20 protein-coding genes are annotated in these 17,799 nt (G+C 64.6%); all 20 read right to left on the bottom strand.

Going from position 1 to position 17,799, the window contains the following annotated elements; all coding sequences use genetic code 11:
• Positions 1–37 precede the first annotated feature (37 nt).
• Positions 38–556, bottom strand: a complete 519-nt coding sequence (locus tag SK095_RS20190; RefSeq protein ID WP_320547292.1) for a cytochrome C — start codon at positions 554–556, stop codon at positions 38–40.
• A 15-nt stretch (positions 557–571) separates the two neighbouring features.
• Positions 572–1,093 carry a methylamine dehydrogenase light chain gene (locus SK095_RS20185; RefSeq protein ID WP_136490280.1) on the bottom strand — a complete coding sequence of 174 codons (522 nt, stop codon included), beginning with the start codon at positions 1,091–1,093 and terminating at the stop codon, positions 572–574.
• A gap of 14 nt (positions 1,094–1,107) precedes the next feature.
• A complete protein-coding gene (mauD, locus tag SK095_RS20180; RefSeq protein ID WP_320547291.1) occupies positions 1,108–1,719 on the bottom strand; it encodes a methylamine dehydrogenase accessory protein MauD in 612 nt (203 codons plus the stop codon).
• A 3-nt stretch (positions 1,720–1,722) separates the two neighbouring features.
• The gene (locus tag SK095_RS20175; RefSeq protein WP_320547290.1) at positions 1,723–2,262 is read right to left on the bottom strand and encodes a MauE/DoxX family redox-associated membrane protein; all 540 of its coding nucleotides are present in this window, start codon (positions 2,260–2,262) and stop codon (positions 1,723–1,725) included.
• An 11-nt stretch (positions 2,263–2,273) separates the two neighbouring features.
• The gene (locus tag SK095_RS20170; protein WP_414153862.1) at positions 2,274–3,371 is read right to left on the bottom strand and encodes an amine dehydrogenase large subunit; all 1,098 of its coding nucleotides are present in this window, start codon (positions 3,369–3,371) and stop codon (positions 2,274–2,276) included.
• Positions 3,372–3,848: 477 nt separating this feature from the next.
• Positions 3,849–4,328 carry a MarR family winged helix-turn-helix transcriptional regulator gene (locus SK095_RS20165; RefSeq protein WP_136490283.1) on the bottom strand — a complete coding sequence of 160 codons (480 nt, stop codon included), beginning with the start codon at positions 4,326–4,328 and terminating at the stop codon, positions 3,849–3,851.
• Between the two features lie 241 nt (positions 4,329–4,569).
• On the bottom strand, positions 4,570–5,484 hold the full coding sequence (locus SK095_RS20160) for a flavin reductase (protein ID WP_320547288.1): 915 nt from the start codon (positions 5,482–5,484) through the stop codon (positions 4,570–4,572).
• A gap of 48 nt (positions 5,485–5,532) precedes the next feature.
• Positions 5,533–6,849: a TRAP transporter large permease gene (locus tag SK095_RS20155; RefSeq protein ID WP_320547287.1), complete on the bottom strand. Its 1,317-nt coding sequence runs from the start codon at positions 6,847–6,849 to the stop codon at positions 5,533–5,535.
• A gap of 4 nt (positions 6,850–6,853) precedes the next feature.
• On the bottom strand, positions 6,854–7,372 hold the full coding sequence (locus SK095_RS20150; RefSeq protein WP_136490286.1) for a TRAP transporter small permease: 519 nt from the start codon (positions 7,370–7,372) through the stop codon (positions 6,854–6,856).
• An 11-nt stretch (positions 7,373–7,383) separates the two neighbouring features.
• Complete coding sequence (locus tag SK095_RS20145) at positions 7,384–8,322, bottom strand: TRAP transporter substrate-binding protein (RefSeq protein ID WP_320548932.1); 939 nt, start codon at positions 8,320–8,322, stop codon at positions 7,384–7,386.
• Positions 8,323–8,495: 173 nt separating this feature from the next.
• Positions 8,496–9,461, bottom strand: a complete 966-nt coding sequence (locus tag SK095_RS20140; protein ID WP_320547286.1) for a PDR/VanB family oxidoreductase — start codon at positions 9,459–9,461, stop codon at positions 8,496–8,498.
• Between the two features lie 10 nt (positions 9,462–9,471).
• Entirely contained in the window at positions 9,472–10,227 is a 756-nt protein-coding gene (locus SK095_RS20135) for an SDR family NAD(P)-dependent oxidoreductase (protein WP_320547285.1), read from the bottom strand.
• A gap of 11 nt (positions 10,228–10,238) precedes the next feature.
• Positions 10,239–10,721, bottom strand: coding sequence for an aromatic-ring-hydroxylating dioxygenase subunit beta (locus SK095_RS20130; protein ID WP_320547284.1), 483 nt, complete (start codon positions 10,719–10,721; stop codon positions 10,239–10,241).
• A 3-nt stretch (positions 10,722–10,724) separates the two neighbouring features.
• Positions 10,725–12,014 (bottom strand): aromatic ring-hydroxylating oxygenase subunit alpha, encoded by a 1,290-nt coding sequence (locus SK095_RS20125; protein WP_320547283.1) that lies wholly within the window; start codon positions 12,012–12,014, stop codon positions 10,725–10,727.
• A 51-nt stretch (positions 12,015–12,065) separates the two neighbouring features.
• Entirely contained in the window at positions 12,066–12,584 is a 519-nt protein-coding gene (locus SK095_RS20120; RefSeq protein WP_320547282.1) for a nuclear transport factor 2 family protein, read from the bottom strand.
• 10 nt (positions 12,585–12,594) lie between these two features.
• Entirely contained in the window at positions 12,595–12,957 is a 363-nt protein-coding gene (locus tag SK095_RS20115; RefSeq protein ID WP_320547281.1) for an IacB protein, read from the bottom strand.
• A 25-nt stretch (positions 12,958–12,982) separates the two neighbouring features.
• Positions 12,983–14,131, bottom strand: coding sequence for an acyl-CoA dehydrogenase family protein (locus tag SK095_RS20110; protein ID WP_320547280.1), 1,149 nt, complete (start codon positions 14,129–14,131; stop codon positions 12,983–12,985).
• A 12-nt stretch (positions 14,132–14,143) separates the two neighbouring features.
• On the bottom strand, positions 14,144–15,283 hold the full coding sequence (locus SK095_RS20105; RefSeq protein ID WP_320547279.1) for an amidase: 1,140 nt from the start codon (positions 15,281–15,283) through the stop codon (positions 14,144–14,146).
• 586 nt (positions 15,284–15,869) lie between these two features.
• Positions 15,870–16,799, bottom strand: coding sequence for a transporter (locus SK095_RS20100; protein WP_320547278.1), 930 nt, complete (start codon positions 16,797–16,799; stop codon positions 15,870–15,872).
• Between the two features lie 143 nt (positions 16,800–16,942).
• Entirely contained in the window at positions 16,943–17,491 is a 549-nt protein-coding gene (locus SK095_RS20095) for a VOC family protein (protein ID WP_201485227.1), read from the bottom strand.
• Positions 17,492–17,799: the final 308 nt, after the last annotated feature.

Raw genomic sequence — 17,799 nt, 5'->3', positions numbered from 1 at the left:
CAGGCTTTGCCTTCGGCAGCCAGGAGCCCGACCGAACTCAATTGATGACCCCATCGTCGATGGCAATTCCCTGCACGCGCATCTGCTCGATCATGCCGGCTCTGGCCTGAGGCAGATCGAGGATCGGCTTGCCCCGGATTTCTGCCACTTCAGCCTCGCTGTAGGGCCGGTAGTCCTGCGGAGCGCTGCCGCCCGCAATGCCGTCGGCGCGCATCATCCAGTTCAACAGATCAGCCACCTGGGCATTGTTCAGCGCCGACTGGGACACGCCCGGCACCCGCACCAGGAACTCGCGCCCGCCGTCCACCTTGAGGAAATTGCCGACGAAGCCCTTCATCTTCGGCGTGTCATTGGCCGCCGAGCCCGTCCCATCGCCGAGGTGACATCCCTCGCACTGCAGTTGGTAATTGACCGCGGAACTGTAGCCGGCTACGGCAATGGGCGTTTGTGGCGCCTCGTTGCCGGGAGCAGGCTTTTGCGCAGGATCGGGAATCGCACGGGCGAGAGCCAAGGGGGCGGCCATGATGAAAACGAGCCCTAATGCCAGGTAACGCATGGTTGCCCCTCCGCATCAGGCAGCAACGCCGCGAATCGCCGCGACCGTGCAGTGATAGATCTTCGAAGCGGAACCCAGGCACCAGTTCACGTCGTTGTTGTTGAACGGACGGTAAGCGGGCTCCTCGCTGTCGTTACGGGTACAGGCGCACTGGCCGCAGCTTTGCTTACCGCAACAATCGTTGTAGGAAATGATGTAGTCCTTGCCGTCAGCCGGGTTGCGACAGGTGCCGATCCAGCTCACCTGGGACACCTCGGTACCGGGCGGGCAGGAGGTGGCGGAGCCGCCGCAGCAGCTGCACAGGAAGCCATCGACGGAGCAGTAGCGCCAGTAGTCGCAGCTGTTGGGATCACCCGGGTCGCCGGCCCTGGGCGCCTCGGCGGCGAGAGCCTTGGAGGTGCGGTCGATGGGCAGCAGGACAGGCAGAGCCGCACCGACCACCATCAGCGATCCGATTCGGCCGAGGAAGTTGCGGCGCGAAGTGGTGTCGGCGACGTGACGCGCGGAGCGTTCGAACAGACGGTCAAGCAGTTTCATTGAATGCTCCCTTTTCAGTGGCTGTGTGCGCCGTTGGCGTGCGCATGGTCGTTCAGGTACTGCTGCAGGGTGGCACTACCCAGATGCTCGGTCTCGAACAGGCTGTCCAGGTGCTCACGGGAGTTCACCAGGCCCTTGGCGCGCAACACGCCCGCCTTGTCGATCAGGGCGGCATAGGGCAGCTTGCCGATCTGGTAGGTCATGCCCACTTCCGGGCCCACCACGTAGGTGGCGTTTTCCAGCTGGTGTTCGGCAATCAGCCTCTGCTGGGCCGCCAGGTCGCCGTCGCTGACGTAGATCACCTCGAGGCGGTCGGCCTGGTCCCTGGCGATGGACTTGACGGCCGGCAGCAGGGACTTGCAGATCGGGCAGGTGGGCGAGAGGAAGAACAGCAACTGGGCCTTCTCGCCGGCATAGCCGAAGTTGACCGGGCGACCCTGGCGGTCGGCTGCGGTCACCTGGGGGGCGGGCTCGTTGACCGCGACGCCCTTGTCGACCATCAGCGCCCCGGCGGGAGCCAGGCGACCGTGGAGTACGCCGATCTGGCGCACCAGCCCCATGACGGCGAAGGCCAGCGCGATGAGGAGAAGCCAGAGCAGGATGTTGGAAACGAACAGAGCTTCCATGATTCACCTTCCAATGAGTTTGAGCAGACGGGGACCGTTGGCCAGCAGGCCCTCGGCAGTGGCATAGAGGAGCAGGGCTGCGGCACTGGCGGCGATCGCGACGAAGCCGTCGAAGCCCCCAAGCTCACGGCCGTGCGGGACGAGGCTGGCGAGCAGCGCCAGGCCCACCAGCGCCGCGTTGCGCAACAGCAGTACCGGGCGGATCGGCTGGGCCTGGTTCGGCCCGGCGCATCCGCAGTCGATGTCGTGACGGCCGCGCCGCAGGTTGATGGCGATCGCCAGCCCGTAGCCGGCCAACAGCGCGGCGGCGGCCAGGGCGGCCAGTTGGCGACTGGCGGGCACCAGCAGGGCGATGGCCACTGCCGCTTCGATGACTGGCAGCAGTCGCGACACCGGGCGCACCAGGCCCCGGGGCAGCAGCTGATAGTCATCCACCTGGTTGGCGAAGCGGGCGGGGGCGCGCAGCTTGTGGCTCGCGGCGCTGGCCAGGATCACCGCCACCGCGAGGGCGGCAGCTATGACGAAGATCGGATCAGGCTGCATGGCACACCTCGTCAGTGGCTGAGAACCTGGCTCGGTGTCTTGGTGATCTTGTCCATGGTCCCGGTGTGCTTGCCACTGAGCAGGTCGAAGATCTCCAGACCACCCTCGACGTTGGTGCCCAGCAACAGCGGCCGGTCGTCGGTGGTGGCGCGCAGACTCCACACGGGGATGGGCGCTTCCAGAGTGCCGATCTGCTTGTGGGTCTTGAGGTCATAAGCCCAGATGATCGGGCTCGGGTCTTCCCACTTCATCGGCTCGTGGGCGTCATGCATCAACACGTAGAGGCGATTCAGCTTCGGAGCGACTGCCATCAGTTGCCAGCCACCAGGCGCCCAGCCGGCCTTCTTGTCGGCTTCCCGCTGCACCAGCTCCCAGGCCGGGAGAATCCTCGGCTCCTTGCCAGACAGGTCGACCGCACGAATGGTGCCGGTAGTAGTCGTGTAGTAATACGTGTCACCAACGTTTACCGCACGTTCAACCAACTTTTCGGCATCCGGATCGAAGAACCTGGTCTGACTGCGCGCCACCTCCTTGCCGGCGTCATCCAGCGTGATCAGCTGAATGCTCCCATTCCCGCACAACGACGCAAGGCGGCGCTTGCCAACAGGCTGACTGAGAACACAGCCAGGAATCGCCAGCTCACCGACCACAGACCTGCTCTCGGCGTTGACCACGGTGATCGAAGTCGAGGGCGTGAAGTTGTAGATATAAACGAAGCGATCGTCTGCGCTGGTCCCGATGCTGTAGCGCTGAGTCAGCGACATGGAACGCTTGGAAGGAATAACAACTTCCCAGGACGGCGACAGAGTGCTGGTATCCCAGGCAGTCAGCACATCAGTGCGAGTTCCACGGGTGCCACGAGAGTAGAAAAGGTCGGCGGTGTACAACAGCTTGCCGTCGCGACTCAATGTGGACGGTGCCGTGAAACCGGTGCTGACCATGCCAAGCATGCGCTTCTGATCCGGATCGACCACCACTACACGCCCGGCGACCATGCTCTCGAATTCGACGTCGACAATGTAGGCGCGATGAGGCTCAGGCGGAAAAGCAAGTTTCTCCTGACCAATATTATCCGCAGGCAGGTCAGCGCATGCATGACCAATCCCCATCAGAGACACGCCAAGAAGCGTTACGCTCCGCGCAAGATTTCGGACTATCCGCATTTTTTATACCTATTGTTATTAAGCCAAGTCGAAGATCCCTTCCTCTGATCCAAGAATGTATTCGGCATTCCCCCCGGAGGCACTGCCGATTCCTGCCAAACGATTGCGGGTTCGTGCCAGGCGTTCGACGAGGCCCATCAGGAGGGCAACGCTGCCCTGCCCGGCTTGCTGATCCCCACGCCTGGCATGTCGATCGACCGGGCGTGGCCGGAAGCTGCGGGCATCTAGGGTTGACGGATGATCAGGTGGACTTGCGCGAGCCGGGCGGATGCCGGCGCACAGATGACGTGGCACGCGAACGAAGTATCGGGAGGAGGATCGGCCGGGATGCGAGGGCGCCCCGCCGGCTCGCCCGGCAAGGCAGCGACGGAGCGCCGTACCTGCGGCGGGCGCGGCCTCAGGCGGAGGGCGGGACAGCGGTCGTCAGTCGGAAAGCGCCTTGAGGTTATCGAACAGCTTCGACAGCAGCACATTGGTGCGCTGGATCTCGGCCGAACTCACCCCCTCGAAGCTGCGGCGGAACAGCTTGCTGACCGAGCCGCGAATCAGCTCCAGGCTTTCCAGTCCCTTGTCGGTCAACGAAACCAGGGTAACCCGGCCATCCTCGCTGGAGGTCACCAGATTCACCAACCCCTCATCCCGCATGCGGTAGACGATCTTGGTGGTCGTCGGCAACTTCGCCACGGCCTGGCTGGCTATGTCGGATATGCTCAGTTCGGAATGCTCCTTCAGGATCATGATGATGCGCCAGCGCGGCACATCCATCCCAATCCGCTTCAGCAGCCGTTCCATCTCCTGGCTGTAAAGTGCATTTATCTGGGCAATCCAGTAGAAGGGAAACTCGCGGCGCTTGAAGTTTTCGCTCAGCGGGTCGTACATGTCGGCTTTGCGTTTATTGGTCATCAGGCACCTAGGTCTCCGGCCGCATCCGACCATTCGGGCCGGGTAAGAATCGAGCTGAAATTCTAGAGTGATTCCCGGGGAGGTGCGAGCATTTTCAGACCTTGGGAAAAGCAACTGGATCCGCTCTTGGTGGGTTAATAACCGCACGAATTGTCCAATGACAAGGGACACCCCGAAAACTCACTTACCGCCGCTCCTGCCTGTGCGGGAGCGGCGGTAAGTGGCTGATTTCAAAACCTGCCTAGATCGAGCTGTAGATTTTCCTCAGCATCGCCTTCAAGCCGGCCTGTTCATCGGGCTCAAGCAGCGACAGCATCTTCTGCTCATGCTCGATCGCGGTATCCAGAAGCTGAGTTGCCAGCCGCTGGCCATTTTCGGTGAGCAAGAAACAACTTCCCTCCACCTGCAGCAGACCTCTTTCCTGCAACCACTCGCCAGTCGAGGCCAGCTCCTTCAGGGGCTGGGACACGATACGGCAGATCTGCTCCTGCTCCATCGGTTCGCCATCGGCCAGCAGGGTGAGCACCCGCCACTCCTCGGCGCTGACGCCGAAGTGACTCAGCCGCGGATAGAAATCGCTGGCGTAGGCGTTGAGTGTCTGGCGCAACTGGTACAGCAGGTAGTCGCCGAGAAGACCACGGGCTTCGAGCGCCTCGGTCGGCGCCTGCACGGCCGGATGGGTTTCCGGCACCGCATAGCGGCCATTGTGGAACACCAGCGAGCTGACGTTATCCTCGTAGGCGTAGTCAATGACCTCACCCACGATGATGAGGTGGTCGCCGCCCTCGTAGACACTCCAGGTCCTGCACGCGAACGCGGCCGAAGTGCCGGGCAGCAGCGGGCAGCCATTGGCATCGTCCCGCGTGTGCAATCCGGCGAACTTGTCCTCGCCGCGGCGGGCGAAGCGGTTGGAAATGTCCACCTGGTCGTTGCGCAGCACGTTGATGGCGAACGCCTTGCCCCGGGTGAAGGCTTCGAGACTCCAGGCCCCCTTGTCGATGCTCCAGAGCACCAGAGCCGGCTCGATCGACAGGGTGTTGAAGCTGCTGGCGGTCATGCCGATCGGCTTGCCCTCGGCATCGCGGGTAGTGATTACGGTGACGCCGGTGGGGAACTTGCCCAATGCCCGGCGGAAGTCCTTGGGATCGAATTTCATGGGTGGCTCCGATTCAATTCAAGACGGCAGGAAACTTTCGCCTGCCCATCAGCCCAGCGAATGGGGCAGCAGCAGCGACAGCGCGGGAATGCCGACGATCAGTCCCAGGCGCACCACATCGGCCACCACGAACGGGGCCACCCCCCGGAAGATGGTCGACAGCTTCACGTCGGGAACCACCCCGCGCAGCACGAACACGTTCATGCCGACCGGCGGCGTGATCAGGCTGATCTCGGTCACCACCACCACCAGGATGCCGAACCAGATCAGATCCATGCCCATGGCCTGCACCATCGGATAGAACACCGGCACGGTCAGCAGGATCATCGACATGCTCTCCAGCACGCAGCCGAGCAGCAGATAGATGGCGATCAGGACCAGGATCACCCCGAACAGGCTGAAGCCTTGCCCCATCACCCAGTCGCGCAGGAGCATGGGCAGGCCGGTCATGTTGATGAAGTTGGAAAAGACCAGCGCACCGATCACCAGGAAGAACAGCATCGCGGTGGTCCGCACGGCGTTGCTGAGCGAGCGGTACAGCATGGTGGGGCCGAGCTTGCCGCTGAACAGCGCGATCAGGAAGGCGCCGGCGGCACCGATACCGGCCGCTTCGGTGGGGGTGAAGATGCCGGCATAGATGCCGCCCATCACGATGATGAAGATCAGGTTGATGCCCCAGACCCCCTTGAGGGAGATCAGCCGCTCCTTCCAGCTGGAGCGGGCACCGGCAGGACCGCTGCCCGGATTCAGCCGGACAGTGACCATCACCGCCGCCATGTAGAGCAGGATGCCGACCGCCCCCGGCAACAACCCGGCGATGAACAGCTTGCCGATATCCGTCTCGGTGATCAGGCCGTACACCACCAGGATCACGCTCGGCGGAATCAGGATGCCCAGGGTGCCGCCGGCGGCGATGGCGCCGGTCGCCAGGCTGTCGGAGTACTTGTACTCGCGCATGGACGGCATGGCCACCTTGGACATGGTGGCCGCAGTGGCCATGGAGCTGCCGCACACGGCGGAGAAGGCACCGCAGGAGACCACGGTGGCCAGCGCCAGCCCGCCTTGGAAGTGCCCGAGAAACGCATTGGCCGCGCGGTACAGCTGCCTGGACATGCCCGACTCGGTGATCAGGTTGCCCATCAGCAGGAACAGCGGCACCACCGACAGCCCGTAGGCCAGACCGGTATCGAAGGCGGTCGAGGCCACCATGTTCAGGGCCGTGCTCCAGCCACGCGGATTGCCGTAACCGATCTGCTGCATCAGGGCAAAACCGACCACGCCGACGATCCCCATGGCCACTCCCAGCGGAACCCGGGCGAGGATCAACACCATCAGGGCTGCAAAGCCGATCAGACTAGCTTCCATCTGGTTATTCTCCTTGGGCAACGGGAGCGCTGCTGCCGAACAGCGCGCGGATGATCAGGGCGAGGGTCGCAAGACCGGTGGTCAACGCCATCAGGAAGGCCAGCCAGGCCATGGGGATCTGCAGCACCGCCGTGGTATCGGCAAAACGCTGCACCTTCAGCGCGTGCTGCCACAGCACCCAGGTGAAGGTGCCGAAGGCCAGGACATTGATCAGCTCGATCAGCCGGGACTGGATGCGCCGGAGCCGAGGGCCGATGGAGGAGTCCAGCAGATCCACCACGATATGCCCATCCTCCGCCGTGACCAGCGCCAGGCCGAGAAAGATCACCGCTGCCAGCATCAGCTCCGTCAGTTCGAAGGCGCCATTCAACGGGGCGGAGAACAGATAGCGGCCCAGTACATCGATCAAGGTCATGGCCATCATCAGGAACATGACAACTGCGGCAGTTCCACCGAGCAGGTGGCGGTACAGCAGTACCACCACCCCCCGGCTGCCGACTGAAGCTCTGAGAGATGCTTTCATCGGCTTCCCCGTCAGTTTTTGACCAGCTCACGGCTCAGCTGGCGGAACTCCGCCAGGGCCGCCGCACCATCCACGCCAGCCGCTTCGGCCTGCTTCAGCCACTCCTGCTCCATCGGCAGGCTGGCGGCGCGGATTTCGCCCACGAAGGCATCGCTGGCGGTCAGCACCTCGTTGCCGTTGGCCTTGATCGCCTCGAGTCCCTTGGCATCCTGGACATCCCACATATGGCCGGCCAGGCGCGCCAGGGCTTCGCCGGAAACCCGCTCGATGGCGGCCCGATCCTGTTCCGGCAGACCTGCGAAGCGCTCCTTGTTCATCACCACGAAGAAGCTGAAGTTGTAGAGCCCGTCCGGCACCAGGGTGGTGTGGGTGGCCTTCTGCACGATGTTGAAGGCGGGCACCGACTCCAGCGGGAACAGGGTGCCATCGGCCACGCCACTGGAAAGCAGCTCGTAGGTGCTGGAGGAAGGCTGCTGCAGCGGGACGTAGCCCAGGCCCCTGGACAGGTCGTTCATCACGCCGCCGCCGACGCGCAGCTTCAGGCCCTTCAGATCGGCTGCGCTGCCGACACTGCGGCGACTGTTGTGGATATGGCCCGGTCCATGGGTGAACAGGCCCAGCAGCTTGGTGTCCTCGTGCTCGCCGGCCTTGGCCAGGTACTTGTTGTAGACCTGCCAGTAGGCGACCGAGGTGGCTTCGGCGCTGTGCCCGCCGAAGGGGAACTCGACCATCTTGTACAGGCCGAAGCGCCCCGGCGTGTAGCCATGCGCGCCGTAGGTGATATCGGCCTGCCCTTCGGCGGCAATGTCGTAGTGAACGCGCGGATGCCCCAGGGCCGACGGCAGCATCACCACCTTCACCCGGCCTTCGGTTGCCTGTTCCACGCTCCTGGCCCAGGGTTCCATCACGTCCCGGACCAGCGGATGTCCCGAGGGCAACCACGAAGACATGGTCAGCCGGGTCTCCGCCTGCACGCCCGAAGCCAGGACAGCCATCGTCGTCATTACCGCCACGCGCCAGATCTTTTTCATTGTTATTGTCTCGCTTCTTGTTTTGAGTTCTGCCCGAACGAGGAGATCGGGCAGGGCAATGAACCACTCCAACCACCAACGCCAACTGCCTTTCAGATATCCACCACCAGACGCGCGCTCTTCGCCCGCGAGCAGCACAGCGCGATCTGGTCGTTGTCCGCCTTTTCATCGTCAGTGAGGAAGCGATCGCGATGGTCGGGAGTGCCTTCGAGCACATCGCAGATGCAGGTTCCGCAGACCCCCTCCTCACAGGACATCCGCACCTTGACCCCCACTGCCTTCAGCGCCATGGCGATGCTTTCGTTCGGCCCTACCTGCACGGTCACGTCACTGGTCCGGGCGTACACCTCGAACGCCTCGCCACTGACATCCACCTCGGCACTGAAGTACTCGAAGTGGATCTGCCGCTCAGGCAGGCCGGCAGCCCCGGCCTGCTCGATCACCCAGTCCATGAAGCCGCCCGGGCCACAGACGTACAGGTGGCTGCCCGCACGCGCCGCGCTGCACAGCCCGTGCGGGTCGAGACGCGCGGCGTCGCCGGCATCGTCGAAGTGCAGCACCAGGCATTCGCCGAATTCGCGCTGGAGTTCGCCGAGGAACGCCGCCTTGCTCTCGCTGCGACTGCAGTAGTGCAGCTCGAACGACTTGCCGGCGGCCTTGAGCGCATAGGCCATGGCGATCATCGGCGTGATGCCGATGCCACCGCCGATCAGCAGGCTGTGTTCGGCACTCATGTCCAGGGGAAAGTGGTTGCGCGGGGCACCGATCTGCACCCGGCTGCCCTCCTCCAGACGGGCATGAATCTCCCTGGAGCCGCCGCGGGAGCCGGGATCGTTGAGGATCCCCAGCCGGTAGCCCGCACTGCCCGGCGCATTGCTGAGGGAGTACTGGCGGATCAGCTCCGGCCCCACGATCACGTCGATGTGGGCGCCGGCCTCGAATGCCGGCAGCGGGCTGCCATCGGCCGCGGCCAGATCGAACACCGCGATCTCGTCGGTCTGGTCTTCGCGCCGGGTCACGATGGCGTCGATAACGCTATTGCTAGTACTGCTTGTCATGGGAAGTGCCTCAGCGCATGAATAGGCCGCCGTTGATGTCCAGGGTCGTGCCGGTGGTGAAGTAGGCTTCCGGCCGGGCCAGTTGCACGACCATGTCGCCGATGAAATCGGCATCGCCCAGCCGCCCGACCGGAATGGCGCCGAGCAGGCCCGGCAGGCGTTCCTCGGGAACCAGGGCCTTGACCATCGGCGACTCGATCGGCCCCGGAGCTATCGCGTTGACGGTCACGCCCCGCCCGGCCAGCTCCTTGGCGAACACCTTGGTCAGGGTGACGATGGCGCCCTTGGAGGCGGCATAGTGGGCACCGGTCGAGGTGCCGCCGTTCTGCCCGGCAAGGGAGGCCATGTTGACGATGCGACCGTAGCCCCTGTCGGCCATGTGCCGTCCGATCACCTGGCAGCCGGCGAAGGTGCCGCCCAGGTTGATGTTCACCACCTCGGCGAACTCCTCCGGCGAGATCTCCATCAGCGGCGTCGCCCGGGTGACCGCCGCGTTGTTCACCAGCACCTGCAGCTCGCCCCAGCGCTCCAGCACGGCAGCCAGGGCGGCCTCGAAAGCGGCCTTGCTGGCCACGTCCAGCGCCAGCGGCATGACCCGCTCGCCGCTGGCGTCCATGGCCTGAGCGGCCGTCTGCGCCGCCGACAGCGAGCGATCGGTCAGCACGACCCGATAGCCCGCCGCCAGCAGGCGGGCGGCGATATGGTTACCCAGGCCCTGGGCGGCACCGGTGACCAGCGCGATATGAGACTGCATTGGGTTACCCATGCGGCCACTCCTCAGAAGATGAAGCTGACAGTGCGCAGGAAGCCGTCGGCGTGCAGCAGCTTCACCACCTTCTGCTCCATCCGGAAGCCATCGGCGCTCGGTTTCAGGATGTACTCCACGTTGGCCGGATAGGTCACCAGCTGGCCGTGGCGCAGTTCGTTGAGGGTCATGGCGCAGCGGGCGATGACCACCTCGTCACTGGCTTCCAGAATGCGCACCCGCGACATCATGCGTACCGTATCGCCCACGGACAGGGCCGATACCGACTCGCCGTTCTCCAGCCGGGCCACACGCAGACGACGCATTGCGGCATCATCCAGTGCCAGGTTCAGGGTATTGAGGTAGTCGGTTTCCTTCAGATCGGTCGGCACTATGTACAGGCCGGTTTCGCTCCACAGGGAGAGCCATTCCTGATAGCCCTTGTGGTCCAACAGGTCCGCTTCATAGCCGATGAATTCGGTGACCTGTGCGAGCAGTTGAGTGTTGGATTTCATCGCTTAGACCTCCTCTCCAGCGGCCATCATCTTCTTGTACTGGCGGTAGGCACCGCGCATGCCGGTTTCCGAACACACGGCGCCGGCGACGTTGCCATCGGGGGAGGTGTGCAGGTTGTTCAAGCCCCGGTTGACCAGGATCCAGCCGTCGGGGCCGGCCATGGAGCCTTTCTGGACCCGCTCCCAGGCCTCACCGTCGTCCGGGGTGCCGAAGCCCATCGGCCCCTGGAAGTGCTCGTGCAGACGCATGCGCTTGCGATTGAATGCCGCCGGAGCCCCCTCGCCGCCCAGCGCCACATGCTGGATCTCGGTTACGCCGACACTGACGGGGCGCAGCACGCGGAAGAACGCCATGGAGCAGGACACGTTCGGGAACAGGTTCAGGTTGAAGCCGGTACCATGGGCGGCACGCACCAGCTTCCTGACTTCCTCTTCGGACTTGCCTTCGTCTCGCAACTCCATCGCCAGCTGCTCGAAGCGCGGCGGAATCGGCTGATCCAGATCCGCCTCCAGATCCACCAGCTGCGGAATCATCACCATCACGCTGTGGCCGTTGCCCAGGTCCTCCACGAAGCCTTCGCCGTCGAGGAAATCGAAGATATCGGCCGTCGCCTCGTCCAGAGAGGTCACGAAGGACTTGTGCACGATCGGGAAGTGGTAGGCGTCGGTGGTGTTCTCCAGCTGGATCTTCCAGTTGCCCGGGAAGTTGAAGCGGTGCTCGCCCAGCACCTTCACCGGATAGCCACCGCCCTGCTTCATGAACAGGTCGATCCACTTCCTGGCAGCACCGAGGAAGTCTTCCAGCGGCTCGATGTCGTCCTTGAGGGTGGCGAACACCATGCCCCGATAGGTTTCCACACGCAGGCTTTCCAGCGGCATTTCGCTCTTGTCGAACACGCCGTCATATTCTTCCGGCTTCGGCAACGCGCGCAGACTGCCGTCCAGGCCGTAACCCCAGCCGTGGTACGGGCAGGTGAAGGCCTTGGTCTTGCCCTTGCGGGCCTCGCAGACGGTGGCACCACGGTGGCGGCAACGATTCTGCAGTACATGCAGATTCATCTGACGGTCACGGCTGAGGATCACCGGCTGGCGGCCGATGTACGCCGTCTTGAAGCTGCCGGCTTCCGGCACTTCGCTCTCGTGGCCGACGAACACCCAGGTGCTGTTGAACACCTTGTCCAGCTCTTCCTCGAAAATCGCCGGATCGGAGTAGAGGGACTTGTGCACGCGACCCTCTTCTACAAGCTCGGCCGCCTTCAGGCTGATGTTCTGCATGTCGATCAGTTCACTCATGGCTTTGTTCTCTTTATTCATTCTTGGCAAACGGACGCATCCGTCGGGCAGTCATTCCTTGGGGACCGGCAGTGGTTGCGGGTAATCCCAGGGGCTATGTACCGGGCGGTTGAAACGGCTGGTGGTGCAGAAGCGGGCGATCTTCCAGCGCCCCTTTTCCCGACGGAAATCCACGCTCAGCAACGCAGAGCTGAGCTGGGAGCGACCATCGGCAAAGGTCGCGGTCTGCAGAAGCACCCAGGTACCTGCAGCCTCGGTCTCGCTGTGCACTTCCACCTTTTCCGAGGTCAGGAAGTGCACGTTGAGGGCGAAATGTGCCGGCGGCAGGGTGTATTTCTCGAACATGGCACGGATCGCTGCGCATCCTTCACGACGACCGAAGGTCGCCGCATAACGCTTGCCCTTGCCTTCCCAGATGGCGTCCTCGGTGAACAGCTCCATCAAGGGGGCGAGATCGAAGCCTTCGTCGAGGTGGTCACACAGCTGCATGTACTCGTGCATGCAGCCACTGACCTCGCGGGCCGCCTCCAGGGCACTCACCCGCTGCCGCAATTGCTCCAGCTCATTCATCGGACCGCTCTCAGGCACGCTGCACGATCAGTTCACGACCGATGCGCGCCTCGACCTTGGCGTAGCGCCACAGCTTGTAGGGGCCCTTGCCCACCGCGGTGCTGCGGAACAGGTTGCAGCAGGCCACGACGGTGTCGTAATCCGCCACGTCGGCCAGCAGGTAGGTGGTCCAGGGATAACCGCTGGACGGGCCGACCATGCTCTGGTCATCGTCCATGTTGCCGATCACCTCGACGCCCTCCATGTCGTGGATGCCGTTCCACATCTCGCCGAAAGCCGCCCAGACGGCGAGCTGCTCGTCGCGCGGGGCATCCATGAAGTTCTGGTTGATGCCCATGCAGAACAGGACGCGCAGGGGTTTCTTGTCACTCATGGCGCTTCTCCTTCTTATTGTTCGGTTACAGGTAGCCCGGCAGCGGATCGTGGCCGAAGAACATGGCACCGGCGTTCTTCAGGGTGATCGCCCCCATGAAGGCGTGCTGGGTGCACATCATCGAGTCGCGGACGATGCGCGACAGCGGATGGTCGTTGTAGGTCCCGGTCATGCCGGTCACCTGGTAGGTGGAGCGGATCGCCTCGGCGCACTCATGCGCCAGATTGGTGGTCGCCAGACGGATCAGGTTGACCTGCTCGCGAGTGGGCTCGCCGCCGGCCAGGATGCTGTTCCAGGCCTCCTCGGTCGCGCCGTAGAAGAAGGCGCGGGAGGCGCGCACCTTGGCTTCGGCCCTGGCGATCTCGATCTGCACGTATTCGCGATCGCCCAGGTTCGGCGCCCCGGTCACCGACTGGCGACCCGCCGCCATCGCCTGCACCACATCCAGCGCCTCGCGCGCCAGGCCGGCGGTGGTCACCGACAGCACCTGGGCGGCGAAGGCCAGCGTCGGGTAGCGGAAGAAGGGCGCATCGACATTGGGCTTGCCGCCACGGACGAAGGTCCACTCTTCCGGCACGAACACCTCCTCCACGACCAGGTCATGACTGCCGGTGCCGACCATGCCGATCACGTCCCAGTTGGGCTCGATCTTCACCTTGTCGGCGGACATGACCGCCATGCGCGGCAGCGGCTCGCCGTTGTCCGGCTGGATGCCAACGCCGATCAGCGAAGCTCCCATGCAGCCGCTGCCGAACTTCCAGCGGCCGCTGACGATGTAGCCACCGTCGACCTTCTTCGCCGGCTGGGTCGGAAAGATCCCCCCGGCGAACACCACATCCGGCGTCCCGGACCAGACCTGGTCGATGGTCTGCGGCGGCAGTGCCGCCAGGTAGGCCGGGTTCATGCCGAAGCTGGCGACCCAGCCGGCCGAACCGTCGGCCGCGGCCATCGCCTCGACCATCTGCAGGAACTCGAGCGGCGAGCGCTCGTCCCCTCCCATCGCCCTGGGGACCATGGCGCGGTAGACCCCCACCCGCTTGAAGGAGTCGATGATGTCCGGCGAGATGAACTGCTGATCCTCGAACTCCTGACGGCGCTTGCGTACTTCGGCAAGCAGGGCATCGAACACGGTCTCCCCGCCCCAGAGGGATTTGTCGATCTGATAACCAGGCATTCGCCCGCCTCCCTAGTTGTTGTCTTTATTGTTACGGGCGGCATCAGCCGCTCTGAGCAACTGCTGTGCCGCCGCAAAGACCACCTCATCGGCATGCTTGCGACCCACCAGTTGAATTCCGACCGGACGGCCGTCGACCTCGAAGGGGATGACCAGCGCCGGATGACCGGACAGGTTGAAAGGCCGCGCCAGCGCGGTCATGTTCAGGTCCGTCTGCCCGGCCAGTGCGTCCTGCAGGGCCATCGGCCCCTTTGGCAAAGCCGGCATGACCAGCACCTCGCAGTTCTCCAGCAGCCGATCCACTTCGGCGCCGAAAGCCGTGCGCACCTGCTCCGCTGCATGCACCTCTGCAGCCGAGGTTTCACCGGCCCTCCTGAGGCGCGCAGCCACATCCGCCCCCAGCTTGCCGCTGGCCAGCAAGTCGGCGCCCGCCAGCGCGGTTTCCGCGTTGATCACTGCCAGCCCGGCAGCGAAGGCCTCGGCCAGCAGCGGCAGTTCGACCCGACTCAGGTCCAGGGCCAGTGGCGCCAGGTACCGATCCAGCGCCGCGGCCACAGACGGCTGGGCGCAGGTATTGGTGGCCAGCGCGAAGCGCATCGGCGCGTTGACTGCACCGGGCTTGAACGAGGGATCGATCGCCTGCTCGGCGAGTTGCAGGGTCTGCAGGTCCGCAGCGAAGGGACCAACGCAGTCCAGCGACGAGTTCTGCGGCCAGACACCGGCGCGGCTGACGCGGCCGAAGGTCGGCTTGAAGCCGAATACGCCGCAGCAGGCAGCCGGCACGCGAACCGAGCCGCCGGTATCCGTGCCCAGCGCGTAATCGGCCAGTCCGGAAGCCACGGCAGCGGCAGAGCCACTGGAGGAGCCACCCGGGATCAGCTCCGGATAGCGTGCATTGATGGGGGTACCTGCATGCAGGTTGATGCCGGTGACGCCGAAGGCCAGCTCATGCATCGCGGCCTTGCCGACAATCCGGTGGCCGGCCGACAACAGACGCTCGACCACCTCCGCGTGCAGCTCGGCGGGACGGACCTCGTCACATGCTCGGCTACCCAGACGGGTCGGCATGCCGGCGATATCGATGGAGTCCTTGATGACGACCTTCAGCCCTGCGGGGGCGCCCAGCTCGCACCGGGAGATCAGCGTTGTCATAGCGAGTCTCTTGCAGAAATTGTTTTTGTTAGCGGGGCCTCCGCTCGACTGGAGACCGCTCAAGAGCTGGAACAAAAATTACATCATTCACTTGAATCGTCAACTAATTTTCGAGTGCAAAACCACGCCATGCCGAATCAGCCCGCAGCCATTCTGAGCCCGGCGACGCTCGCAAAATCAGAGGAAAACTGGAGAAAACGCGGACAAAAACCAACCTCGTCGGCCTTCGCCAGCGCCCTGGACCCGGTGTCCATGAAGGAGCTCAAGTGTCTCGAAGGGCGGGGCGAGGTGGTCTGCCACGCGCCCTCCCCCTTCTCCCCGGCCTGCGCGACGACATCGTTCCCGGCCTGCGCTGGATCGAATCACTGAGCATCGAGTAGCGCCGGCAGCCCCTCGGTTGTGGTCAATTCCACGGCCAGCCGCCTGGCTGCCGCCCAGGCGCCTTGCGCAAACCGGGATGAGGGGAAATCGATGGGGTCGAGCCGCTACTCGGGGCATTGCTGGCCGGCGGCATCAAGCGGGCCTGGCGGCAGGCCTGCGCCCGGGAGGACATCAGCCGGCGCCGCCGCCGCAGCCGAGCCGGCGCTCAGAATGCGTACAGCAGGCGCAGGTTGACCCGGCTGTCCTCGCGGAAGCCGTTGTCCACCGCCAGGTCGCGGCCGAAGGTGGCGGCCAGCTGGGCATCCGGGCGGAAGAACCAGGCGAAGCCCGCCGACCACTTGCCGGTGCGCTGGCTGTCATTCAGCCAGGAACTGTCCAGGCAGTTCTCGCCGCCGTGCTGCCAGGACAGCCCGGCGCGCAGGTCGAGGGTGTCGCCGAGCGGGTAACGCAGGAAGCCCTGGTACTGGTAGCTGGGCTTCTGCTCGTGGTTCAACCTCAGCGGTCCATAGCTGTCGTTGTCGCCGTAGAAGGTCACGTCCGCCGCCAGGTCCAGCGCCAGCCTGTCGCCGAGGCCGGTGACGTAGCCGGCCTGCAGGGTCAGCTTCCAGCGGTTCTCGCCGAGGTTGAGCGGCTGGTCGTGGTCATAACGGCCGACGGGGACGAACAGGTAGGGGGTGATGGCGAAGAAGCGCCGCCGCTGCGGCTGCTCGAGCAGCCACACCGGCATGGCCAGGATCGGGTCGGCCAGGCCGCTGCTGTCGCCCAGCGCGTTGCCGTCGTGGCGACCGTCGAGGCGGCCGAACGGCAGGAGGATCTGTGGCGCGACGCGGTAGCCGCCGAGGTCGGCGTAGTGCACCAGGCGCAGGATGCCGATCTGCGAATCGAGTCCCGGCGAGCCGGCCAGGCGGTGGCCGTCGCGGTACAGATGGTCGCGTTCGGCCTGCTGCAGGTAGAGCAGACCGAGGGTGGTGCCGGCGGCGGCAGGCACGTAGTCGCCGGCGTCGAGGTCCAGCGCGCTGGCCGGCCGGCTGCAGGACAGGCCGGCGCCGAGCAGGACCAGGCCCCACAGGATGATCCACAGCCGCGCATCGAGTTCGGGGGCGCGGCGAAGGGACAGCAGGCAGATGGGCAACATGGTGGCTCCTCTCTCTTGTTGTTTTCTCACCGGCGCACGGCTGGCCGCGCGGGCCTGTCGCTCGCGTCCGGAGATGGATTCGGAAAATGGTGGGTGGGGCGGACGCCGCGACCTGCGCCCTGGCAGGTCGCGGCCCGGCGCGGCTATTGCGCGGGGAAGCGCGGGTCCCAGAGCAGGCGGGTGTGCGCCTCCTCGTACTGCATGCCATCGGGGAAGCTGACCAGCTCCAGCTGCAGACCCCAGGGCGCGAGGAAATACACCCAGGTCAGCCCGGCGGCCGGACCGTCGGTGAAGGTGCTCGGCGTGTCGAGCACGGTGACGCCCTTGTCCTTGAGGTAGGCGACCGCCTGGTCCATGTCGTCGACGTAGAAGGCCAGGTGGTGGCCGCCGACATCGCTGTTGCGCGGCAGACGGCGATTCTGGTCCGGCGCGCTGTACTCGAAGATCTCCAGGTTGGTGCCGTTGCCGCAGCGGACCATCTGGAAGTCGCGGATGGCGGCGCGCGGGTGCACGTTGAGGTGGCGTTCCATCCAGTCGTCGTCGAACCGGAACTCGCCGAAGGTGAAGTACGGCTCGCAACCGAGCACCTCGACGAAGAAGGCCACCGCCTCGGCCAGGTTGGGGACGGTGATGCCGATGTGCTGCAGGCCGCGCATGCCGGGCAGGCCGCGCGCTGGGGTCGCGAAAGTCATGGGAATGCTCCTGAGTCAGTGTTCTTGTTGTGGGCGTGCCCACCGGCCTGGCGGCGGGCTACCGGCTCTTTCGCAGGAGCCGTGCCAGGCCCGGCGGATTCGTTCAGGGCACTGATTTCCCGGGAGTTTTCGCCAGCGCGCGGCGACCGGCGCAGCCCGTGCCGAGACAGTCGACCGTCAAACCGGCTTACAGCTGTAATGCCCGCCGTTACAGGCTTTACAGACTTCGCAGCAGCGTCGCGGCAGGGGTACACTGGCCCTTCAGAACTCACTCGCACGGCACGCCACAGGGCGTGCCGCCACAAGAA

This window comes from Pseudomonas sp. AN-1 (genome assembly GCF_034057115.1).
Lineage (GTDB): Bacteria > Pseudomonadota > Gammaproteobacteria > Pseudomonadales > Pseudomonadaceae > Geopseudomonas.
This window is presented reverse-complemented; position numbering and strand designations above follow the sequence as displayed.